This is a genomic window from Micromonospora parva (genome assembly GCF_000718515.1).
GTDB lineage: Bacteria > Actinomycetota > Actinomycetes > Mycobacteriales > Micromonosporaceae > Micromonospora > Micromonospora parva.
This window is the reverse complement of sequence record NZ_JNZS01000009.1, coordinates 139,989-160,080: the sequence shown is the minus strand read 5'-3', so window position 1 is coordinate 160,080 and position 20,092 is coordinate 139,989. Positions and strand designations below refer to the sequence as shown.

17 protein-coding genes and 1 pseudogene are annotated in these 20,092 nt (G+C 71.2%); 9 read left to right on the top strand and 9 right to left on the bottom strand.

What is annotated here, in order from left to right; genetic code table 11:
- The first annotated feature begins 22 nt into the window (after positions 1-22).
- The 8 genes and pseudogenes from rnpA to IF22_RS35635 all read left to right on the top strand — a co-directional run.
- A complete protein-coding gene (gene rnpA, locus IF22_RS0113625; protein WP_030331871.1) occupies positions 23-439 on the top strand; it encodes a ribonuclease P protein component in 417 nt (138 codons plus the stop codon).
- Positions 436-732 (top strand): membrane protein insertion efficiency factor YidD, encoded by a 297-nt coding sequence (gene yidD, locus IF22_RS34390; RefSeq protein WP_081883822.1) that lies wholly within the window; start codon positions 436-438, stop codon positions 730-732. The genes rnpA and yidD overlap by 4 nt, the downstream gene beginning before the upstream one ends.
- Positions 729-1,721, top strand: coding sequence for a membrane protein insertase YidC (yidC, locus tag IF22_RS0113620; RefSeq protein ID WP_030331869.1), 993 nt, complete (start codon positions 729-731; stop codon positions 1,719-1,721). Before yidD ends, yidC begins: the two co-directional genes overlap by 4 nt.
- Positions 1,722-1,933: 212 nt before the next feature.
- The gene (locus IF22_RS0113615) at positions 1,934-2,557 is read left to right on the top strand and encodes a Jag family protein (RefSeq protein WP_030331867.1); all 624 of its coding nucleotides are present in this window, start codon (positions 1,934-1,936) and stop codon (positions 2,555-2,557) included.
- Positions 2,558-2,705: 148 nt separating this feature from the next.
- Positions 2,706-3,416, top strand: coding sequence for a 16S rRNA (guanine(527)-N(7))-methyltransferase RsmG (gene rsmG / locus IF22_RS0113610; protein ID WP_030331865.1), 711 nt, complete (start codon positions 2,706-2,708; stop codon positions 3,414-3,416).
- 256 nt (positions 3,417-3,672) lie between these two features.
- Positions 3,673-4,998: a ParA family protein gene (locus IF22_RS35400; RefSeq protein ID WP_081883821.1), complete on the top strand. Its 1,326-nt coding sequence runs from the start codon at positions 3,673-3,675 to the stop codon at positions 4,996-4,998.
- 27 nt (positions 4,999-5,025) lie between these two features.
- Positions 5,026-6,042: a ParB/RepB/Spo0J family partition protein gene (locus IF22_RS0113595; RefSeq protein WP_030331860.1), complete on the top strand. Its 1,017-nt coding sequence runs from the start codon at positions 5,026-5,028 to the stop codon at positions 6,040-6,042.
- Positions 6,043-7,147: 1,105 nt separating this feature from the next.
- A pseudogene (locus IF22_RS35635) lies at positions 7,148-7,514 on the top strand (hypothetical protein); the annotation flags it as partial.
- A gap of 877 nt (positions 7,515-8,391) precedes the next feature.
- Here IF22_RS35635 and IF22_RS0113580 read toward each other — a convergent pair.
- Complete coding sequence (locus tag IF22_RS0113580) at positions 8,392-9,393, bottom strand: D-alanine--D-alanine ligase family protein (RefSeq protein ID WP_030331856.1); 1,002 nt, start codon at positions 9,391-9,393, stop codon at positions 8,392-8,394.
- 7 nt (positions 9,394-9,400) lie between these two features.
- Complete coding sequence (locus IF22_RS0113575; protein ID WP_030331854.1) at positions 9,401-10,714, bottom strand: aminotransferase-like domain-containing protein; 1,314 nt, start codon at positions 10,712-10,714, stop codon at positions 9,401-9,403.
- 294 nt (positions 10,715-11,008) lie between these two features.
- Between IF22_RS0113575 and IF22_RS0113570 the strand changes: the two genes are divergently transcribed.
- A complete protein-coding gene (locus tag IF22_RS0113570; RefSeq protein WP_030331852.1) occupies positions 11,009-11,674 on the top strand; it encodes a GNAT family N-acetyltransferase in 666 nt (221 codons plus the stop codon).
- A gap of 11 nt (positions 11,675-11,685) precedes the next feature.
- On the opposite strand, the gene IF22_RS0113565 is transcribed toward IF22_RS0113570, so the two are convergent.
- From IF22_RS0113565 to murJ, 7 genes are all read right to left on the bottom strand, one after another.
- A complete protein-coding gene (locus tag IF22_RS0113565; RefSeq protein ID WP_030331851.1) occupies positions 11,686-12,849 on the bottom strand; it encodes an N-acetylmuramoyl-L-alanine amidase in 1,164 nt (387 codons plus the stop codon).
- 170 nt (positions 12,850-13,019) lie between these two features.
- On the bottom strand, positions 13,020-13,343 hold the full coding sequence (gene trxA / locus IF22_RS0113560) for a thioredoxin (protein ID WP_030331849.1): 324 nt from the start codon (positions 13,341-13,343) through the stop codon (positions 13,020-13,022).
- Between the two features lie 31 nt (positions 13,344-13,374).
- Positions 13,375-14,325, bottom strand: coding sequence for a thioredoxin-disulfide reductase (gene trxB / locus IF22_RS0113555; RefSeq protein WP_030331847.1), 951 nt, complete (start codon positions 14,323-14,325; stop codon positions 13,375-13,377).
- 183 nt (positions 14,326-14,508) lie between these two features.
- Complete coding sequence (locus IF22_RS0113550) at positions 14,509-15,522, bottom strand: serine/threonine-protein kinase (protein ID WP_030331845.1); 1,014 nt, start codon at positions 15,520-15,522, stop codon at positions 14,509-14,511.
- Positions 15,519-16,229 (bottom strand): RNA polymerase sigma factor SigM, encoded by a 711-nt coding sequence (gene sigM, locus IF22_RS0113545; protein WP_051708450.1) that lies wholly within the window; start codon positions 16,227-16,229, stop codon positions 15,519-15,521. The genes IF22_RS0113550 and sigM overlap by 4 nt, the downstream gene beginning before the upstream one ends.
- A gap of 43 nt (positions 16,230-16,272) precedes the next feature.
- The gene (locus IF22_RS0113540; protein WP_030331840.1) at positions 16,273-17,880 is read right to left on the bottom strand and encodes a protein kinase family protein; all 1,608 of its coding nucleotides are present in this window, start codon (positions 17,878-17,880) and stop codon (positions 16,273-16,275) included.
- A 445-nt stretch (positions 17,881-18,325) separates the two neighbouring features.
- A complete protein-coding gene (gene murJ, locus IF22_RS0113535) occupies positions 18,326-20,077 on the bottom strand; it encodes a murein biosynthesis integral membrane protein MurJ (protein ID WP_030331838.1) in 1,752 nt (583 codons plus the stop codon).
- Positions 20,078-20,092 lie beyond the last annotated feature (15 nt).

The window sequence follows — 20,092 nt, the reverse complement described above, 5'->3', positions numbered from 1 at the left end:
GGTCCAGGGGACGTGGGCAGTCGTGCTGGCCGCCGCACAGCGACTGCGGCGCAGCACTGACTTCGCCGCAGCGGTTCGCGGTGGCCGACGCGCCGGACGTGGCGCCGTCGTGGTCCACCTGGCCATGCCGGTGACCGTCGACCCCAGCACACCGACCTCGCCGGAGCCGGTACGGGACAACAGTGCGGAGCAGTCGTCTGCGCCCTCCCGTGCCGGCTTTGTCGTGTCCAAGGCGGTCGGCAACGCGGTGACCCGCAACCGGGTCCGCCGCCGACTGCGGGCGCTGGTCCGGGAACGGCTGACCGCCCTGCCCGCCGGCAGCACCCTGGTCGTCCGGGCGCTGCCCGCCGCGGCGCAGGCGTCGTACCCCCGGCTCGCCACCGATCTGGACGCCGCCATCGCGGTCGCCAGGTCGCCCCGGGAGCGGCGGTCCCGATGACTGACACCGAGCAGACCAGCCCCCGCCCGTCGACAACCGGTGCCAAGGTGCTGATCGCGCCCATCATCGCGTACCGTCGGTGGATAAGTCCGGCACTGCCGGCTCGCTGTCGGTTCTACCCGTCGTGCAGTGCGTACGCCCAGGAAGCGGTCGCTCGACACGGCGCGCTCCGGGGAGCCGTGCTGGCGGTCCGGCGGTTGTTGCGCTGCCACCCCTTTCACCCTGGTGGATATGACCCGGTGCCGGAGCCGGGCGGCCGCCGCCGTGCTGATGTGACTGGAGCCCCGAATTGAGTCTCGACTGGATCTACTACGCGATTTCGTGGATCCTGCTGACCTGGCACTCGGCCTGGGACGCCATCGGGGTGCCGGTCGGCGCGGTGCTCGGCACCAACTTCGCCTGGATCCTGGCCATCGTCTTCCTGGTGGTCACCGTCCGGGTGATCCTGTTCCCGGTCTTCGTCAAGCAGATCAAGTCGCAGCGGGCGATGCAGGCGCTCCAGCCCAAGGTCAAGGAGCTTCAGGAGAAGCACAAGGGTGACCGGGAGACGCTCCAGAAAGAAATGATGGAGCTGTACAAGAAGGAGAAGGCCAACCCGCTGATGGGTTGCCTTCCGATGTTCCTTCAGATCCCGGTCTTCCTGGGTCTCTTCCACGTGCTGCGCCGGCTCGATCCCGACAAGCAGAACAAGACCCTCTACGGCTGGACCGTCGACCAGTTCCAGAGCGCCTCGCAGGCGAAGCTCTTCACCGCTCCCATCGCCGGCAAGTTCGGCTCCACCGCCGACGAGCTGGCCAGCCTGGGCGCCAACGGCAGCACCGTGAAGATCATTGCTGGTGTCCTGGTCCTGGTCATGATCGCGACCACCTACCTGACCAGCCGTCAGATGATCCTCAAGACCGGTTGGGCGGAGGACCCGCAGCAGCGGATGATCCAGCGGCTGATGCTCTACGGCATCCCGGCGTCGCTGCTGATCTCCGGCGCGATCTTCCCGATCGGCGTCATCATCTACTGGGTCACCAACAACCTCTTCACCCTCGGCCAGCAGCAGTGGGTGCTGCGGAAGTTCCCGCCGCCGGTGACCGCCACCAAGAAGACCGCCGCCCCCGCCACCTCCCGCAACCCGGTGCAGCCCGCCAAGTCCGGCGGCCTGTTCGGTCGTGGCAAGGCGGCCCCGCCGGTGCCGGTCAAGGCGGCAGCACCCAAGGTGGCCGGGCCGAAGCCGGGCGCCAAGCCGGTGAACAACCCGAAGAAGAGCCGCCCCGCCAAGCGGCAGGGCTGATGTGTGAGGGCCGCCGCCGGTGATCCGGCGGCGGCCCGTTCCGCACCGCGCAGCCGCCGTACGGCCGGCGCCGGGTGGAACCGACCGCGCACCGCGCGGCCACGGGCGACACTGCCCGTACAGACGTGCCTGTGGGCACCGGCAACCTCCAGCCGGCCCCGGGAAACCAGTCGGACCCGACGGTCCGGCCGAGCGAGTACGGAGATGAGACCGTGACCGAGACCAGCATCCCCCGCGCCGAGCAGTCAGTGGACGAGGAGGAGACCGCCACGCTCGCGGTGGACGGCGACGACACCGAAGCCGACGACACCGAGGCGGACGACGACACCGACACCGCCGCTGGCAGTGGCACCCGGGCGAAGAAGGCTGTGGGCGAGGGCGACCTGTTCCGGCAGAGCGAGATCGCCGCTGACTACGTCGAGGGCCTGCTCGACATCCTCGACTACGACGGCGACATCGACGAGTTGGTCGCCGCCGGCCGGCCGATGGTCGAGGTGGTCGGCGAGCGGTTGCAGAATCTGGTCGGTCAGCGCGGGGCCACCCTGGAGGCGCTCCAGGAGCTGACCCGCCTCGCCGTCTTCCGGCAGACCGGTACGCCGAGCCGGCTGCTGCTCGACGTCGGCGGCTACCGGGCGAACCGCCGCAAGGAACTCGCCGCGGTCGCCAAGAACGCCGTCGAGAAGGTCAAGGAGTACGGCGAGCCGGTCCGCCTGGAGGCGATGTCCGCGTTCGAGCGCAAGTGCGTGCACGACGTCGTCAACGCCATGTCGGGCGTGGCGAGCGAGTCCGAGGGTGTGGAGCCGAACCGGCGCATCGTCGTACGGCCGGCGGACTGACCGGGTGACCCACGACGACCTCACGGCGGAAGCCGTGTCCGGCCCGGGCGGCACGCCGCCCGGGCCGTCCGCTGTCCGCCCCGTCACCTCCGACGCCGACGCTGGCACGACGGGCAGCGACACCGCCCCGTCACCGGCCGACGCGGCGTTGCCGCCCGAGCTGGCGCCAGCCGCGCTCACCCTCTTCGGCGACCGTCTCGACCTGGCCGCCGCGTACGCCGAACTGCTGGCCACCGACGGGGTGGTCCGCGGCCTGATCGGCCCCCGGGAGGCCCCCCGCATCTGGGATCGGCACCTGCTCAACTGTGCTGCGGTCGCCGAGCGGATCCCGTCCGGCGCGACGGTGCTCGACGTCGGCTCGGGAGCCGGCCTGCCGGGTCTCGTCCTGGCGATCGCCCGCCCCGACCTCACCGTCACCCTGATCGAGCCGCTGGCCCGACGGACCTCGTTCCTGATCGAGGTCGTCGAGCAACTCGGCCTGGCCAGGTCGGTACGGGTGTTCCGGGGCCGGGCCGACGAGGCAGCCAGCGGATCGAGCGGCCGGGAGCCGATCAGCGGAGACGTGGTGACCGCGCGCGCGGTCGCGCCCCTGGATCGGCTGGCCGGCTGGAGTCTCCCCCTGGCGGTTCGGGGTGGCCGTCTGCTGGCGCTCAAGGGCTCGTCCGCCGCCGCCGAGATCGAGGAACACGCCGACGTGGTGGCGCGACTCGGCGGTGGGGAGCCAACCGTGCGGCTCTGCGGCGTCGGTGTGATCGATCCACCCACCACCGTGGTGGAGATCGTGCGCGAGCGGATGGTCGGTCCGCCCCGCCCGGCGGCGAAGAAGCGCGCCCGGGGCGGGCGTCCCCGCCGAGGTTGACACTTCGCGCCATCGGGCTTCCGGCCGGTGGGTTGCCTCGTTGTACCGGTACGGGTGGACGAGGGGATGAGAACCCGACGTGGACCGGCCGCGCCCGTCCGCCGTAGGCTGACCGCGCGTCGATAGTGTGTAGCGGATGACGGACGTCGCGGGTCTCCGACCGCTCCCGTGGGCCGTACGCTCCGGGTTGCGGGCGTGGACGCGGCCGAGTTGACCGGGGCGCGGACCGACCATCCGAAGCGGGCAGGGATGACAGGTGCATGACGACGGCAGGTACGACGATCCACGCGTGACCGGGTCGACCAGCGATCCCGTTTCACGTGAAACCGACTACCCGAGCTGGTCGCCCGGCGCGACCGGGCCATCGAACCGACCCACCGACAGCGATCCGCCGCCGGCACTCGACCCGCCGACGGGCACGGGGCGACCGGACGGCTCGGCCCTCGCGGACCCACCGGGTGGGCGCAGGACGCCGGAGGCGTCGAGTCGACCGATCAACGCGGCCGAGGTGCGGTCGACCTCGGGTCGGCGCAACACCGCCGCGGCGGTTCGATTCGAGCCGGCGGTCCCGCACCAACCCACTGCGGCTGCCGTTCGGGACGCCGCGCCGGTGGTCGCCGACGCCCCGGTCGCTTCGACCGAGTCGTTGGCCGCCGTGGCGGCCGACCCCACGTACGTTTCACGTGAAACCCCGACGCGCGAAGAGGATGACCCACCGTTGGCTATGGAGGCGATGCGCGCCGTGCAGATCCTGAATCCCAGTGGCGAGGTGACCATGCCTCGGCCGGACCGGACCCGGGTCATGTGCGTCGCCAACCAGAAGGGCGGCGTGGGTAAGACCACCACCACCGTCAACCTTGCGGTGGCGCTCGCCCTGCACGGCAACCGGGTGCTCGTGGTCGACCTCGACCCGCAGGGCAACGCCTCGACCGGGCTCAACGTCCCGCACCACACCGGAATCCCCGACGTGTACGACTGCCTGATCAACAGCGTGCCGCTGGTCGAGGTGGCGCAGGCGGTCGAGGGCATCCCCAACCTCTGGTGCGTGCCCGCGACCATCGACCTGGCCGGAGCCGAGATCGAGTTGGTGTCGGTGGTGGCCCGAGAGTCGCGTCTGGACCGGGCGATCGCCGCCTACCCGGGCGAGTTCGACTACGTCTTCATCGACTGCCCACCCTCGCTCGGTCTGCTCACCGTCAACGCTCTGGTTGCCGCGCAGGAGGTGCTGATCCCGATCCAGTGCGAGTACTACGCGCTGGAAGGGCTCAACCAGCTGATCAACAACATCAACCTGGTACGCCAGCACCTCAACCCGAAACTCGATGTCTCCACCATCCTGCTGACCATGTACGACCGCCGTACCCGGTTGGCCGACGCCGTCGAGCAGGACGTCCGGAACCACTTCGGCGACAAGGTCCTCCAGGCGGTCATCCCCCGCAACGTCCGAGTCTCCGAGGCACCGAGTTACGGCCAGTCGGTGATGACCTACGATCCCGGTTCGCGGGGCGCCACGAGCTACTTCGAGGCGGCTCAGGAGATCGCCGAGCGGGGCGTCAAGGAGCCGGTGGGCCGGAATGCGTAGTGCGGACAAGTCGCTGGGAGGCGTGGCATGAAGAACCGTCCTCGGGGCGGTCTGGGTAAGGGCCTGGGGGCGCTGATCCCGACCGGGCCGGTCTCGGGTGCCGCTGGCACCGCGACGGCCGAGCCGGACAACGAGCGCCCGGACGGCGCGGGCACCACGGCCGCCGTCTCCGCGGTGCCCGCCCGGGTGCCAGTCCACGAGCCGGAGCCCGTGCTCAGCCCGGTGCCGGGTGCGCGATTCGCCGAGATTCCGGTCGACGCGATCATGCCCAACCCGAAGCAGCCGCGTCAGGTCTTCGACGAGGAGGCGCTGGAGGAGCTGAAGACCTCGATCCAGGAGGTTGGCTTCCTCCAGCCCATCGTCGTACGGCAGCTCGACGACGAGAAGTACGAACTGGTGATGGGCGAGCGGCGCTGGCGGGCCGCCCAGGCGGTGGGCCGGGAGAGCATCCCGGCGATTGTCCGGGACACCCGCGACGACGCCATGCTCCGCGACGCCCTGCTGGAGAACATCCACCGGGCGAACCTGAACCCGCTCGAAGAGGCCGCCGCCTATCAGCAACTGCTGGAGGAGTTCGGGGCCACCCACGAGGAGTTGGCCCGGCGGATCGGCCGGAGCCGCCCGCAGATCTCCAACACCATCCGACTGCTGAATCTGCCCGCCCAGGTGCAGCGCCGGGTTGCCGCCGGCGTCCTGTCGGCGGGGCACGCCCGCGCTCTGCTGAGCCTCGACGAGTCAGAGGCGCAGGAACAGCTGGCCCTGCGGATCGTGGCCGAAGGGCTGTCGGTTCGGGCGACCGAAGAAATCGTCGCCCTGACGCTGAACGACGGCCCGGCGAAGGGTCAGGCCGCGAAGCGGCGGCCCAAGGCGCACGCGCCGGCCCTGACCGATCTCGCCGACCGGCTGTCCGACCGGTTCGACACCCGGGTGAAGGTGGACATCGGCCGGAGCAAGGGCAAGATCACGATTGAGTTCGCGACCGTTGACGACCTGGAGCGGATCGTCGGGATCATCGGCGTGCAGCAGGAGGAGAGCGGGGACTGAGCCCAGCCCGCTCACCCACGGCCGCGCCACCCCACCCGGGGGCGCGGCCGTTCCGCATCCCGGGGTCGTCACGTTTCACGTGAAACAGCCGGCGGCTTCGCTCAACGGATCGGCGGACCGGACGGACGCCGAATCGCTCAGCCGGCCCCCCGAGGAGCGCCTCGGAGTACGCGGGGGCAGACGGCCCGGCCGTCCACGTCTTCGGGAACGGCGACCGCGCAGATGCGGTCGGTGGACGCCGCAGTGGCGAACCGATCTCCTGCACGGGTCACAGAAGGCTCCGGAATGCTGGGGTCGACCCGAGCCACCCCCAGCCCCGCTCGACGCGACAGCGAGCCGCTGAGTGGCCTGCACGGCACCTCCGCGGTGATCCTCGGGTGAGCCGAAGGGCCTGGGTTCGTGGTCGGACCCACCAGAGGCAATCCGCGCAGCGACGCCAGCCGCCGCCCTGCGCCGGTTTCACGTGAAACAGCGACACCGGCTCGTCGGTGTGTCAATCGACCCCTGCGGGTCGGGTTGACGGTCAGCTGGGTCGCCTCCGCGTCCCCACGCGTCGGCGTTGCGGGCACCGTTCAGCCGCCGGCCTCCGAGGCGGCCCGAACCGCCTCGGACGCGGGTTGGCGACAACGACCGACAGGTCGAAAAGTTATCCACACCGGTTGTCCACAGGCACCCCCCGTTTCACGTGAAACAGCGCGTGGGAGCGGGTGCGGGCCTGTGGATGACGGCCCGTGTTGAGGACCTCGGCAGCCTGTGGATATCGCCTCTCGGTGCCCGCGCGACCACTCGAGCCCGAGCGGCGGTGGCGCGATGATCCGGTGGCTCAGGACCGCTCAAACAGGTAGGGACAGCGGTGCCAGACTCGGTTAGGGTCAGCGTCGTGCACGACACCCCTCCCTCAGTCCCGGACTTCACCCAGTGGCCGTCATTTCCCTTCGAGGGTGACCTCCACGTGAAGCAGCTCGATGATCCGGTCCCGGTTGAACCGCCCCGGAAGGGTGAGGGTCTCCGGGAATGCACCGCCTGCAACGCGCCCGACGACGCCTACATCTGGGTGGGTGAGCGGTGGCGGGTACGCGCCATGGACCGCCCCACCGGTCTGCCTATGGTGCTCATCCTGGAATCGCGGACCCACCTCGACCTCGGTGACCTGCCGAACCTGCTGGCCGCCGAACTGGGCGTGATGACCGTGCGTCTGGAGCGGGCCATCCGCTCGCTCGACGGCGTCGCCCGGGTGCACGTCAACCGCTGGGGCGACGGCTCCGCTCACCTGCACATGTGGTTCCTCGCCCGGCCGTACGGTCGCCTCCAGTTGCGGGGCACGTTCCTGTCGCTGTGGGACTCGATCCTGCCGCCGATATCCGAGGCGCAGTGGCGGGAAAATCTGGCACTGGTAGCGGCCTGGCTCGCCGAGTTCGGTGGCCGTCCGCTCGCCGAGCCACCCCGCATCCAGTGGCAGGCGCCGTCCAGTCTGCTGGCCCAGTCGGCTGCCGCGGATGCCGCCGCCGCAGCCGAGGCTGCCTCAGCGGCAGCAGCCGCAGCGGACGCGGTTTCGGTCATCGAGGCGGCAGAGGAGATTCCGGAACCGGTGCTGGACTCCCCGTCCGGTTCCGCTGACGCCGACAGCGTGCCGGCGGTCGGACCGGTCCCGCAGGCGAACGCCGGTGCCGGCTCGACGGCGACCACCGTCGCCGACCGGGCGGCTGAACCTGCTCGGACGCCACCCGTCACCAACCCTGCCGGTGTCCCGGCCGTCCCGGCCCGGGACGCCACCGCCCCCGCCGGCAGCGCGGCTTCCGACAACGCCGCATCCGACAGGACCGGATCTGACAGGACCGCATCCGAGAGCGCCGCGTTCGGCAGCGCCGCGTTCGGCAGCGCCGCGTTCGGCAGCGCCGCACCCGGCAGCGTCGCCACTGTGGGGACGCCCACCGACGGATCTCACCTCGGCCTGGCGGGAACGCCCACCGACATGCCGGCGGGAACGCCCACCGACAAGGCGGCGGCAACGCCCACCGACAACCCGGCGGGAAGGCCGGGCGACGGGCTCCGCGTCGGCCCGGCGGGCGCAAGCGCGGACGCGCCAGACGTCGACCCGGCGGGCGCACGCGTAGACGAGGACGGCTCGGCCCCCGCCATCCCGGCCGCCTCCGACCTCGCCAACGGCGGTGCCTCCGGTGCTGCCGGCAGGACGAGCATCCCCAGCGACCCGGGCGCAGCAGCGCGCACCAACGGCACCGACACACCAGACGTACGCGCGGGTCACTGATCTGGAACCGACCGTGTGGTTGGCCCGCCGGGTCAACCACACGGTCGACCCGCGCTCGCCGCGACGGGCTGGCAGGTCGGTCAGTGAGTGGTGAGGCGGGCCGCCGCCCGGGCGACCAGGGTGCCGAGGAGCCGACCGAAGTCCAGTCCGGCCGCCTGCACGGCGAGCGGAAGCAGGGACGTCTCCGTCATGCCCGGCGAGACGTTGACCTCCAGCACGTGGGGCTGGCCGGCCGCGTCCACGATCACGTCGACGCGCGAGAGGTCCCGGAGACCGAGCGCGGTGTGCGCCGCGAGGGCCACGTCAGCGACAGTGGCTGCCACCTCCGGGGCCAGCCGGGCCGGGGCGTGCCAGGTGGTCCGCCCCGCGGTGTAGCGGGCGGCGTAGTCGTACACGCCGTTGCGGGGCACGATCTCCACCGGCGGCAGCGCCTGCGGGCCGTCGCCGAGGTCGACGACGGAGACCGCCACGTCGATCCCCGGCACGTACCGCTCCACCAGCGCCGTGGAGTCGTACGCGAAGCAGCCCACCATGGCGGCGGGCAGCGCGGCGGCGTCCCGGACCACCGCTCCGCCCAACCCGGACCCGCCCTGCGCCGGCTTGACCATCAGGGGCAACCCGAGACGGTCGACGATCCGGTCCAGGACGGCGACCGCACCCAGCTCGGAGAAGCGGTCGTGCGGAAGCGCCACCCAGTCCGGGGTGGGGATGCCGGCCTCGCGGAGCACCGCCTTGGCCGAGGGCTTGTCCCAGGCGACCCGGGAGGCCCGGGCGTCGCAGCCGACGTACGGGATGTCGCACAGATCCAGCACCCCGCGCAGCGAGCCGTCCTCGCCGGTCGCGCCGTGCAGTGCGATCACCACCGCGTCCGGCGGGTCGGCCGCGAGCGCCGGCAGCAGCGCCACGTCCGCGTCGCGCAGCTCGGCCTCCACGCCGACGGCGCGCAGCGCGTCGAGCACCCGACGACCGGAGCGCAGCGACACGTCCCGTTCGTAGGAGAGGCCGCCAGCGAGCACCACGACGCGGAGGTCGGCCGAGACGGCGGATTCGGTCACGAGGAGATGCTCGACGGTCGTACCCATGCCGGCATCATGCCAAGTCGGGCCCAGGCACGTCGGAACCGGCCCGGCCGCGCCGGCCGGCGGCGCCACCCACGGCGCCGAAGACCCGGCGCATGGCGATCTCCTGCTCCATCACACCGGACAGCCGGCGGATGCCCTCGCGGATCCGCTCCGGCGGCGGGAAGCTGAAGTTGAGCCGCATGGCGCCGGTGCCGGTGCCGTCGGCGTAGAAACCGGTGCCGGGGACGTAGGCGACGCGGGCGGCGACCGCGCGCGGCATCATGGCCTTCGAGTCGAGCCCGTCGGGCAGCGTGGCCCACACGAACAGCCCGCCGGTCGGTGTGGTCCAGCTGGTGCCCTCGGGCATCAGGTCGGCCATCGCGTCGAGCAGGGCGTCCCGGCGCTCCCGGTAGACCTCGCGGTAGACCTTGAGCTGCTGCCGCCACGGCATGGTGCTCAGATAGGTGGCCACCGCGGCCTGGGCGTAACCGCTGGGGCAGAGGATCTGCGCCTCGCTGGCGATGACCAGCTTGTCGCGGACCGCGTGCGGCGCCAGGATCCAGCCGACCCGCAGCCCCGGGGCGAAGGTCTTGGAGAACGTGCTGAGGTAGAAGACGCCGTCCCGGCGGCGGGCCCGCAACGGGGCCGGGGCTTCACCCTCGAACCCCAGCTGACCGTACGGGTCGTCCTCGACGACGAGCAGGCCGGCGCGCTCGCAGATGTCGAGCACCCGTTCCCGGCGCTCCTCGCTGAGCGTCACGCCGGTCGGGTTCTGGTAGGTGGGGATCGTGTAGAGGAACTTGACCCGCTGGCCGGCCCGCGCCAGGTCGGCGATGGCGGTCTCCAGCGCCTCCGGGATCAGCCCGTCCGCGTCCATCGGTACGTGGACGACCTGCGCCTGGGCGGCCTGGAACACGCCGAGCGCACCGACGTACGTCGGCCCCTCGGCGAGCACCACGTCACCGGGGTCGAGGAAGAGCCGGGCCACCAGGTCCAGTGCCTGCTGCCCGCCCACGGTGACCACGACGTCCTCCGGGGACGCGCCGCACCCGGCGTCGATGCCGGAGAGCGACATCACCTCGCAGATCCGCTCGCGCAGCTCAAGGGTGCCCTGACCGATGCCGTACTGGAGGGTGGTCACGCCGTGCTCGGAGCCGAGCCGGCCGAGCATCTCGCCGACCGCGTCCAGCGGAAGGGCGGCGATGTACGGAGCGCCGCCGGCAAGCGAGACGACCTCCGGGCGACTGGCCACCGCGAACAATGCTCGGATCTCGGAGGCGGTCATCCCGCGTACCCGCCGGGCGTACCGGTCGGTGTAGTCGTCGAGTGTCGTGCCGGTCATGACCTCACCTCGATCGCTGCTCGGGTGGCTCCCGCCCCGGGTACCCCGCACACCGCTGACCATGGCGGAGGGCACACCGATTGTCGATCGTAGTCCGCCGGAGCCCAGCAGCGGTCGGGCAGAGGCAGACCGACCACATGGCGGACCTCGTCAGCGTCCCCCTCGGGGGTGGGCATCTGCGCGTCCCCTCCCGTACCGCCGATCGGCGGCGTACGATCGCTCGTCGGGGGCAGGAAGGCGGCGCTGTCGTTCCATGCCGGTCTCACCACCGAGCCTATTGTGGGGATGCGCCATATGTCGCGACGTCTGGTCAGCCTGACCCTCGACACGTTGGAAGACCTTCCGCGCCCGTGCCGGCAGTGCGTCTACTGGGAGCTCGACCCGGTCTCCGCGGAGCGGGCCTGCGCTGCCGGCGACCCGGGCCTGGAGAAGGAGGCGTGGGTCTCCCAGACGCTGCTGGAGTGGGGCTCCTGCGGCAAGCTCGCGTACGTCGACGGCATGCCGGCCGGCTTCGTGATGTACGCCCCGCCCGCCTACGTGCCCCGTTCGATGGCGTTCCCGACCTCACCGGTCTCCGCGGACGCGGCACTGTTGATGACCGCGAACGTGGTCGCCGCGTTCGCCGGCGGCGGGTTGGGCCGGATGTTGGTGCAGGGTGTCGCCCGGGATCTGACCAAGCGGGGGATCAAGGCCATCGAGGCGTTCGGCGACGCCAAGTTCGGCGACGCGGACGACCCGGCCGGGGGTTGCGTGGCACCGGTCGACTTCTTCCTCTCCGTGGGCTTCAAGACCGTACGTCCGCATCCGCGTTTTCCTCGGTTGCGCCTTGAGCTGCGGACGGCGTTGAGCTGGAAGTCCGACGTCGAGTACGCGCTGGAGAAGCTGCTCGGCTCGATGAGTCCGGAGACGCTGCTCCGGCCGGTCCGTCCCGCCCCGGCCACCCGCTCCACCAACGGCTGACCGAGGGCCGATCAGTCGACCACGGTGCCGGCGGTCACCACGGCACGCAGTTCGCTGACGTCGAGCGATCCGGTCGGGACGTCTCGTTCGATGGGGTAGTACATCCGCTGGACCGCCGCCACGATCGCCTCCACCACCCGGTCCCGGAACCGGGGGTCGACAAGGCGGGCGCGGTCCGTCGGCGAGGTGAGGTAGCCGACCTCGACCCGGACGGCGGGCATCCGCGTCAGTCGCAGCAGTTCCCACGTCTTGGCGTGGGTACGGCAGTCCCGCAGCCCGGTGCGGGCGACGATCTCCCGCTGCACCAGCCCGGCCAGGCGTTCACCGGTCGCCGAGGTCACCCCGTTGTCGGTGCCGTAGTGGTAGGTCGCCACGCCCTCCGCGTCCGGGTTGGCGTGGCCGTCCAGGTGCAGGGAGATGAACACGTCGGCGCCGAGGGAGTTGGCGAGCAGCGCCCGCTCGGCGTCCGGCAGGCAACTGTCGGGCGACGGGCCCCGGGTGAGCTGCACCCGCACCCCGGAGGCGGCGAGCCGCCCTTCCAGGCGGCTGGCCAGGTCGTGCACCAGGTCCGACTCCGTCCAGCGCAGCGAGCCGTCGGGCACCACCATGCCGGGGTCGGTGCCCCCGTGCCCCGGGTCGATGACGACCGTCTTACCCACCAGCGCCGGCCCGGACTGTCGGATCGCGTCGGATTCGCGGAGCCACTGCGGGCGGCCACCGACCACCTTGCGGCCGATCCGGCGCAGCGCGTTCATGGTGTGCGGGCCGCAGGAGCCGTCGGGGGTGAGCCCGACCTCGCGTTGGAACTGGGCCACCGCCCGCGACGTCCGGACACCGTAGATGGCGTCCGCGCGGCCCACGTCGTACCCCATTTCCAGCAGCCGCTCCTGCAGGGACCGGACATCCTCGCCGGTGAGCGGCTCGGGGACCGCGTGGTAGAGGGTGCGGGCGCCGAGCCGCCAGCGGGCGGCGTCCAGGGCGCGCCAGGTCTCGGCTCCGACCCGGCCGTCCACGCTGAGCCCTCGCGACTGCTGGAACGCGCGGACCGCCCGCTCGGTGTCGAGGTCGAACTCGTCGGTGTGCGGGCCGGCGGCGGCGAGCAGGTCGAGGCCGGTCAGGATGGTACGGATCTCCGTGACCGCGGGTCCCCGGTCACCGGGTCGGATCGGACGCACGCACGACCCCCTCTGCACGACACTGGCTGGCCGGGCGGCCCAGGCTTGAGGCTATGCGCTCCGGGACGGCGAGGTGGCTGGGGCGGCGAAATACGTCGTCGCTGCGGCCGGGAAGACGACGAACCCCGCACCCGGCGAGCGGGTACGGGGTTCGGGTGAGTTTCTGCTGGTCAGAGGGCCGATTCGATGAGCCGGACCAGCTCGCCCTTCGGCTTGGCACCGGCGATCGACTGCACCGGCTGGCCGTTCTTGAAGACGGTCAGCGTCGGCACCGACATCACCCGGTAGGCCCGGGCGGTCTCCGGGTTCTCGTCGATGTTGAGCTTGACGATGGTGACCTGGTCACCCATCTCCCGGGCGATCTCCTCGAGCAGCGGCGACACCTTGCGGCACGGCCCGCACCACTCCGCCCAGAAGTCCACCAGCACCGGCTTGTCGGCCTGTAGCACGTCAGCGACGAAGCTCTTGTCCGTGACCGCCTTGGTTGTTCCCACTATGCCCCTCCTCCGGGATGTGTTCGTTGTTTCAGCTGAGCGTCGCGATGAACCGCTCGGCGTCGAGCGCGGCGGCACACCCGGTGCCGGCCGCGGTGATCGCCTGACGGTAGGTGTGGTCGACCACGTCACCGGCGGCGAAGACACCGGGCACGTTCGTGCGGGTGCTCGGGGCGTCGACCTTCACGTAGCCCTCGTCGTCCAGCTCGACCTGGCCCTGGAACAGCTCGCTGCGAGGGTCGTGACCGATGGCGACGAAGACGCCGGTCACGTCCATCACCTTGGTCTCGCCGGTGTGCACGTTGCGAACGCGGACGCCGGTGACCTTGCCGTCGTCGCCGAGGATCTCCTCGACGGTGCTGTTCCACTCCACCTTGATCTTCTCGTTGCTCAGCGCCCGGTCGGCCATGATCTTGCTGGCCCGGAACGAGTCGCGGCGGTGGATGATCGTCACCGAATCGGCGAAACGGGTGAGGAAGGTGGCCTCCTCCATCGCCGAGTCGCCGCCGCCGACCACCACGATGTGCTGGTTACGGAAGAAGAAGCCGTCACAGGTGGCACACGCGGAGACGCCGTGGCCCAGGTATTCCTGCTCACCGGGCACGCCCAGCGGACGCCACGCCGAACCGGTGGAGAGGATGATGGATCGGGCCCGGTAGGCGGTCTCGCCAACCCAGACGGTGCTCACCGCGCCGGAGCCGGCGTCGCCGGTGTCCACCAGCTCGACGCGGGTCACGTCGTCGGTGAGGAACTCGGCGCCGAACCGCTCGGCCTGCTTGCGCATGTTGTCCATCAGCTCGGGGCCGAGGATGCCGTCGGCGAAGCCGGGGAAGTTTTCCACCTCGGTCGTGGTCATCAGCGCGCCACCGGACTGCACGCCCTCGATGATCAGCGGCTTCAGATTGGCGCGTGCGGCGTAGACCGCCGCTGTGTAGCCGGCCGGCCCGGAGCCGATGATGATCAGGTTGCGGACCTCGTCCACTGCCGTCTCCCGAGTTGTGTGTGTTCGGCGTCGGCGCGAGCACCGATGCCGATCCGAGTTGCCGACGCCTGGGTGAGGCCGGCAGCTGACTTCCAGAACGTCATCGTACGAACCGGGGATTCCCGAGCCGGGCATCCGGTGGGTCAGGTCACGTGAGCGGTCATCGTGCCATCGACCGTGGATTCACCCTACCCGCGCCGAATACCTGCTGTCCGAGCCGGACCCGGGCACTCCGCACTCCGGGCCGCTCACCCAGGCCCACCGGCCTCCGGTGGCATCGGTGAAGCGAATGACCAGCGCCTGGTCACCCTGGAAGCGGGCGTAGTCGATCACCTCGACCACCAGTGGCACCGATCCGTGCTCCGCCGCGACGCTCGCCAGACAACTGGTCAGGGCCGTCTCGTCGGTCAGCCGGGCCAACTGGTCCGACCCGTCGGGAGAGGGCCGGCGTTCGCCCTCGGCATCCACCCCCGGCTGCTCGCCCGGGGCGCTGCCGGTCGCCCGGCTGGTGGCGGGTGTCCTCGGCGAGCGCGTGTCGTAGGCATTGCCGAGGGCCTGCGGGGTGTAGTTCGTACCACTGCGCAGCGCCGGCCCGGTGGTCCGGACCGTCCCGGCCCCCGCGGCGCCCTCGGGCGCGCTGGCCGGCCGATCCATGGCGGGGGCGCTGCCGGAGTCGTCCGACGCGGGCATCGACAGCTGGTTGAGGCCCAGGGCGACGGCGATGACGGCGATCGCGGCAGCGGCCACGGGTGCGCCACGGCTGGCCCAGCCGCGCCGGCGGCGACCTGGGCCGGTGGACACCCCGCGCCCCGGCCCCCCGGCGGGTGTGGGGAGAGCCGGCCGTCGACCGGCACCGCCCTGCGTCGGTACGACCACGGGTGTCGCCGGATCGACGCTCGACGCGGCGGTGCGCGCGTCCCCGGTCGAGGTGTCGTTCGTCGGCTGCGCGGAGGCCAACGCGGCCAGCAGCCGGTCGGTGATCGCCGGTGGCATCTGCGGGGACGGCTCGGCCCAGCGGGTCAGGTCCGCCCGGACCTCGGTCACGGCAGGGGCCAGCAGCGCGTACGCCTCGGCCCAGGACGGGTCCGCGGAGACCAGCTGGGCGACCTCGTCCTGCTGCGGGGTGCCGTCCAACGCCCCGCCGAGGTAGTCGGCGAGGAGGTCGGCGTCGACCTCCCGGAACCCCTCGGTCGTCACGTGTCCTCCTGGTTGGCGTCCCGCCGGTACCGGCCTGACCTCGATCCGACGCCCTCCACCGGGCTGGGGTTCCCCGGCGTGACGCCGGGCACGCCCGGGGCGGTCGGGTCCGGTCGGGCCGAAGACGTCGCGGCGGCAGCGGGGCGGAGATGCCCGAGCAGCACGGCCAGCCGTGCCCGGCCCCGGGCACACCGGCTCTTCACCGTCCCCTCGGCGACGCCGAGGATGCGGGCGACCTCGGCGACCGGATAGCCCTGCACGTCGACCAGTACCAGCGCGGCGCGTTGCTCGACGGGCAGCGCGGCGAGCGCCTCGCGGACAACCAGCACGGTGTCGTGGTCCGTTGCCGGTGCGGCCGGCTCCAGCCGGCCGGTGCCCGATCCGTCCTCGGAGCGGTTGCCGTCCGGCAGCGGCACTGTGGGGTGCGCCTGCCGGCGGCGGATCCGGTCCAGGCAGGCGTTGACCACGATCCGGTGCAGCCAGGTGGTGACGGCGGAGTCACCGCGGAACCGGGCCGCCGCCCGATGCGCCGACAGCAGGGCGTCCTGGAGTGCGTCGGCTGCCTCCTCACGGTCGCCGAGCGTCCGCAGGGCCACCGCCCACAACCGGTCGCGGTGCCGGTGGAACAGTTCGGCGAAGGCGTCCCGGTCGCCGGCGACGTGCGCGCGCAGCAGCTCCAGGTCCGGTGCGGCGGCACGCCCGTCCATCACCGCGTCCAGCGAGTGCGGTGCCCGGATCGTGGCGCCCGGCTCACGACCCCTGGACCGTAATCTCCTGCACCCCCAGCTTGAACCCGCCCTCCGACGGCGGCAGCTCGGTGATCCAGAACAGCAGGTACTGGTATTTCTGGTCGGCGTCGAAGCCGTTGAACGTCATTGTGGTGCCGTCGTGGTCCTCGAACGGCTGGCCGATGGCGGTCTTGTAGCTCGCCACCAACTGCTTGTCACCGTTGGTGCTGGACGGCGGGTTGGTGGTGCCGGCGAGAAGCTGGGCGGACGCACCGGTGGCTGACAGCACCGCCTGCACCGACTTGACGGTGTGCGGCTCGCCGAGGTCGATCCAGACGCCCATGCCCTTCTTCAGGTTGCCGAAGTTGGGCCTGTTCACGTAGGTCTCGGTCTCCCAGCCCTTGTCCTCGTCACCGTCGATGACCTTTTCGGCGCCTCGGACCTCACTGCGGTTCTTGCTGTCCGGGTCGATGATCCGGACATCCTTGACCGTCAACTTGCGCGCCGTCGCGGCGGCCGGGGTGGCGTCACCGGCCGGGGCACTGGAGGTCGGTGCGGCGACCGGGTTCGACTTCGGGTCGTCGTCGTCGCCGCCCAACGCGATGATTCCGATCAGCAGACCGACCAGGGCGACGGCCAACAGGCCGGCGATGCCGACGGCGACCTTGCGACCCCCCGCCGCGGCCAGCGGCGATGGCTCTTCTCCGGTTTCGGCGGCGAACCGCAGCGGCCCGCTGTTGTCGAGGTAGTGCTCATCCTCGGCCGGCACGTCCAGTCGCGCCAACTCGGCGGCCAGCACGTCGGAGGACGGCGGCGCGATCTCGGCGTCGAGCAGATCCATGGTCAGGTCGTCCAGGTACGCCGGGACGCCCGCCCGGACCTGGCGGGGTGCCGCGATGGCACCCGAGGCGTCTCGGACAGCGTCCGGGATCGCGGCGCGGCCGTGGCCGGCGGTGGCGCCCCGCAGCGGTGCCTCGGTGTGCGGCCAGGAGCCGGTCAGTGCGAAGTAGAGGATGCCGCCGACCGCCCGAATGTCGTTCTCCTGGCTGTCGGCGCCGTCGGTGCGGGCATCGGCCAGGACCACGCGGCCCTCGTCACTGATCATGACGGTGCCGGGGTGGACGTTGCCGTGCACCATGCCGGTGGCGTGCACAGCGGCGAGCGCGCTCGCGACGGCGTTGCCGATGGCGGTGGCCCGAGCCGGATCCAGGGGGCCGTCGGTGGTCAGATCCCGCAGGGACTGCCCGTCGACCCACTCGCGCACCACGTACGCCCGGTCGGCCTCGTCGATCGCGTCGTAGACGCCGACCAGGTTGGGGTGGATGACCCGGCTGGCTGCGACGGCGGCCTGAAGCATCTCGGTGGCGGAGTCACCGCCCGGGTAGCGCAGCACCACGGCAACGGGACGGCGCAGGATGACGTCGACCCCGCGCCAGACCAGCCGACCCGCACTGTCGTTGTTGATGTGCTCAACCAGTTCGTACCGCTCGGCGAGGACTTCACCGGCCGTGGGAGCACCGAAGGTCATGACCGGAGGAGCGCTTTCGTCCGCCTCCTGACCCTCGCCGACCTGGGTCACCCGTCCTCCCTCGGTGATCGTGTCGATCGATGAACCCGAACTGCTGGGCATGTGGCTTCCCGCTCTGCCGTTGAAGGAACCGGCCGACCGGTGTCGACGCCCAGCGTCGGCCCCTGCCGTACCCGTCGAGAGCGACCTTACCCGGGTTGCCCGTCTCTCCGACATGTCATCTTCCCGCTGTAACTGGCGGGGTTCCGGCAGTCGGAGAAGTCGTCCGGTTACGACCGTTGTCAGCCACGTTGCTGGCACATGTACTAGCTAATCTACGGCTTCACCGCAAGTGACCGAAGCCGGGGCTGGGCCGGCCTGGCGCTCGCGCTGCCTCGTACGTTCCCACCGATCGGTTCGCCACGCTCAGCCGTACGGTTGGTTATCCACAGGCTGAAGCGGTGGTTGACCGGCGAATCGCGGAGTTATCCACAGAAGCGTCCCCAGCCTGGTGATCCGCGGTCACGGTCCGTATGAATGCCAACTTGTTGTAATCAGCTGCTGGCATTCAGCGACCGAGGCGGCGGCGAACCATCCCGACCACCTCGGTGATCTCCCCGATCCGCAGCACCATGGCCAGACCCAGGTAGGTCCCGCCGATCACCGCGCCACCGATCACGAGCTGGACGACAGCCTGCATCCAACTTGGCCGGTCGCCACCGGGCAGGAGGTTCACGACGAGGAGGCCGACCAGGGCGGCCCCCAACGCGGCGACCGCCACCCGGCCGAGGGTGCGCAGAATGGCGCCCATCCCGATCCGGCCCACCCGGGGCCGCAGCAACCAGGCCGAGGCGAAGGCCGCCGCCAGGTACGACACCGTGTTGCCGATCATCATCCCGGCCGCGGCGAAATGGGCGGCGAAGGCGACGTAGAGCACCACCTGCACGCCGATGCGCAGGGCCACCACCGGGATGTTGATCAGCGCCGGGGTGCGGGTGTCCGGCAGGGCGTAGAACGCGAAGGTGAAGAGCTGACTGATTGCGAACGGCACCAATGCCAGCGCCGCCAGGAGCAGCACCAGCGAGGTGTCCGCCGCGTTCTCGTCGGTGAACGCGCCGTAGCGGAACAGCGTCACGGCCAGGGGAGTCGCCAGCACCGCGTAGCAGACCGCGATCGGGGCGAGCACCGCCGAGACCGTGCGGGTGCCACGGGACAGGTCGGCGGCGACGTCGGAGTACCGACCGTCGGCCGCCGCCGCGCTCATTCGGGGCATCAGTGCGGTGATGATCGAGACGGCGATGATGCCGTGCGCCATCATCAGCAGCAGGAACACGTTGTTGTAGATCAGCGGACCGGCGGCGTTTTCCTTGCCGGCACGGTTCAGCAGGTTGAACAGCACGATCAGGCCGACCTGGCTCACCGCGACGTAACAGAACATCCAGCCGCCGAGACGCCCCAGCTCCCGCAGTCCGAGGGCCCGGAAGTCGAACCGGAACTTCCACCGGAAGCCGACCTTGCGCAGCGCCGGCAGCAGGCCGGCGGCCTGGATCGCGACACCGAGCAGGGTGCCGCCACCGATCAGCAGGATCCGGTCGGTGGTCATCTCCTCCGGCTTGACGATCTCGGCCCCGAAGATCGCTATGTACAGCCCGGCGGTGGCGATCACCACGATGTTGTTGAGGATCGGCGCCCACATCGGCGCGGCGAAGTGCCCCCGGGTGTTGAGCACCGCGCTGATCAGCGCGCTGAGGCCGGTGAAGAAGATCATCGGCAGCATCAGGTACGACAGTGCCTTGACCAGGCTCCGGAATTCGTCGCCCGTGTTGTCGCCGGCGTAGAGCTTGGTCAGCAAGCCCGCCGACAGCACGGCCAGCAGGGCTGCTCCCGCCAGGGTCAGCACCGCCAGGGTGAGCAGCCGTTGGGCGTACGCCTGACCACCGTCGGTGTCGACCTTGCGCCGACGGACCAGCACCGGGATCAGCACGCTGGTGAGGATGCCGCCGAGCAGGAACTCGTAGACCATGCCGGGCAGGATCTGCGCGGTGGTGTACGCGTCTCCGACCAGCGCCCCACCCAGCGCGGCGGTCAACGCCAACGTGCGTAGGAAACCAGTACCCCGGCTGACCAGGCTGCCGATCGCCATCACCGCGCTGTTGGTCGCGGCGCTCGCCTCGCCCACCTGCTCCTGCGGCGGCGCTGTCGACTCCATGGCCGGTTGGTTCAGCGGTTCGGCGGAGATGAAGGTGGCACCGTCCCCGGGACGGGTTCCGGCCCCGCCGTCGTTCGCGGCGTTGGCGCTGCGGTAGAGCCCGCCGCTCATCTCCAGCCTCCCAGG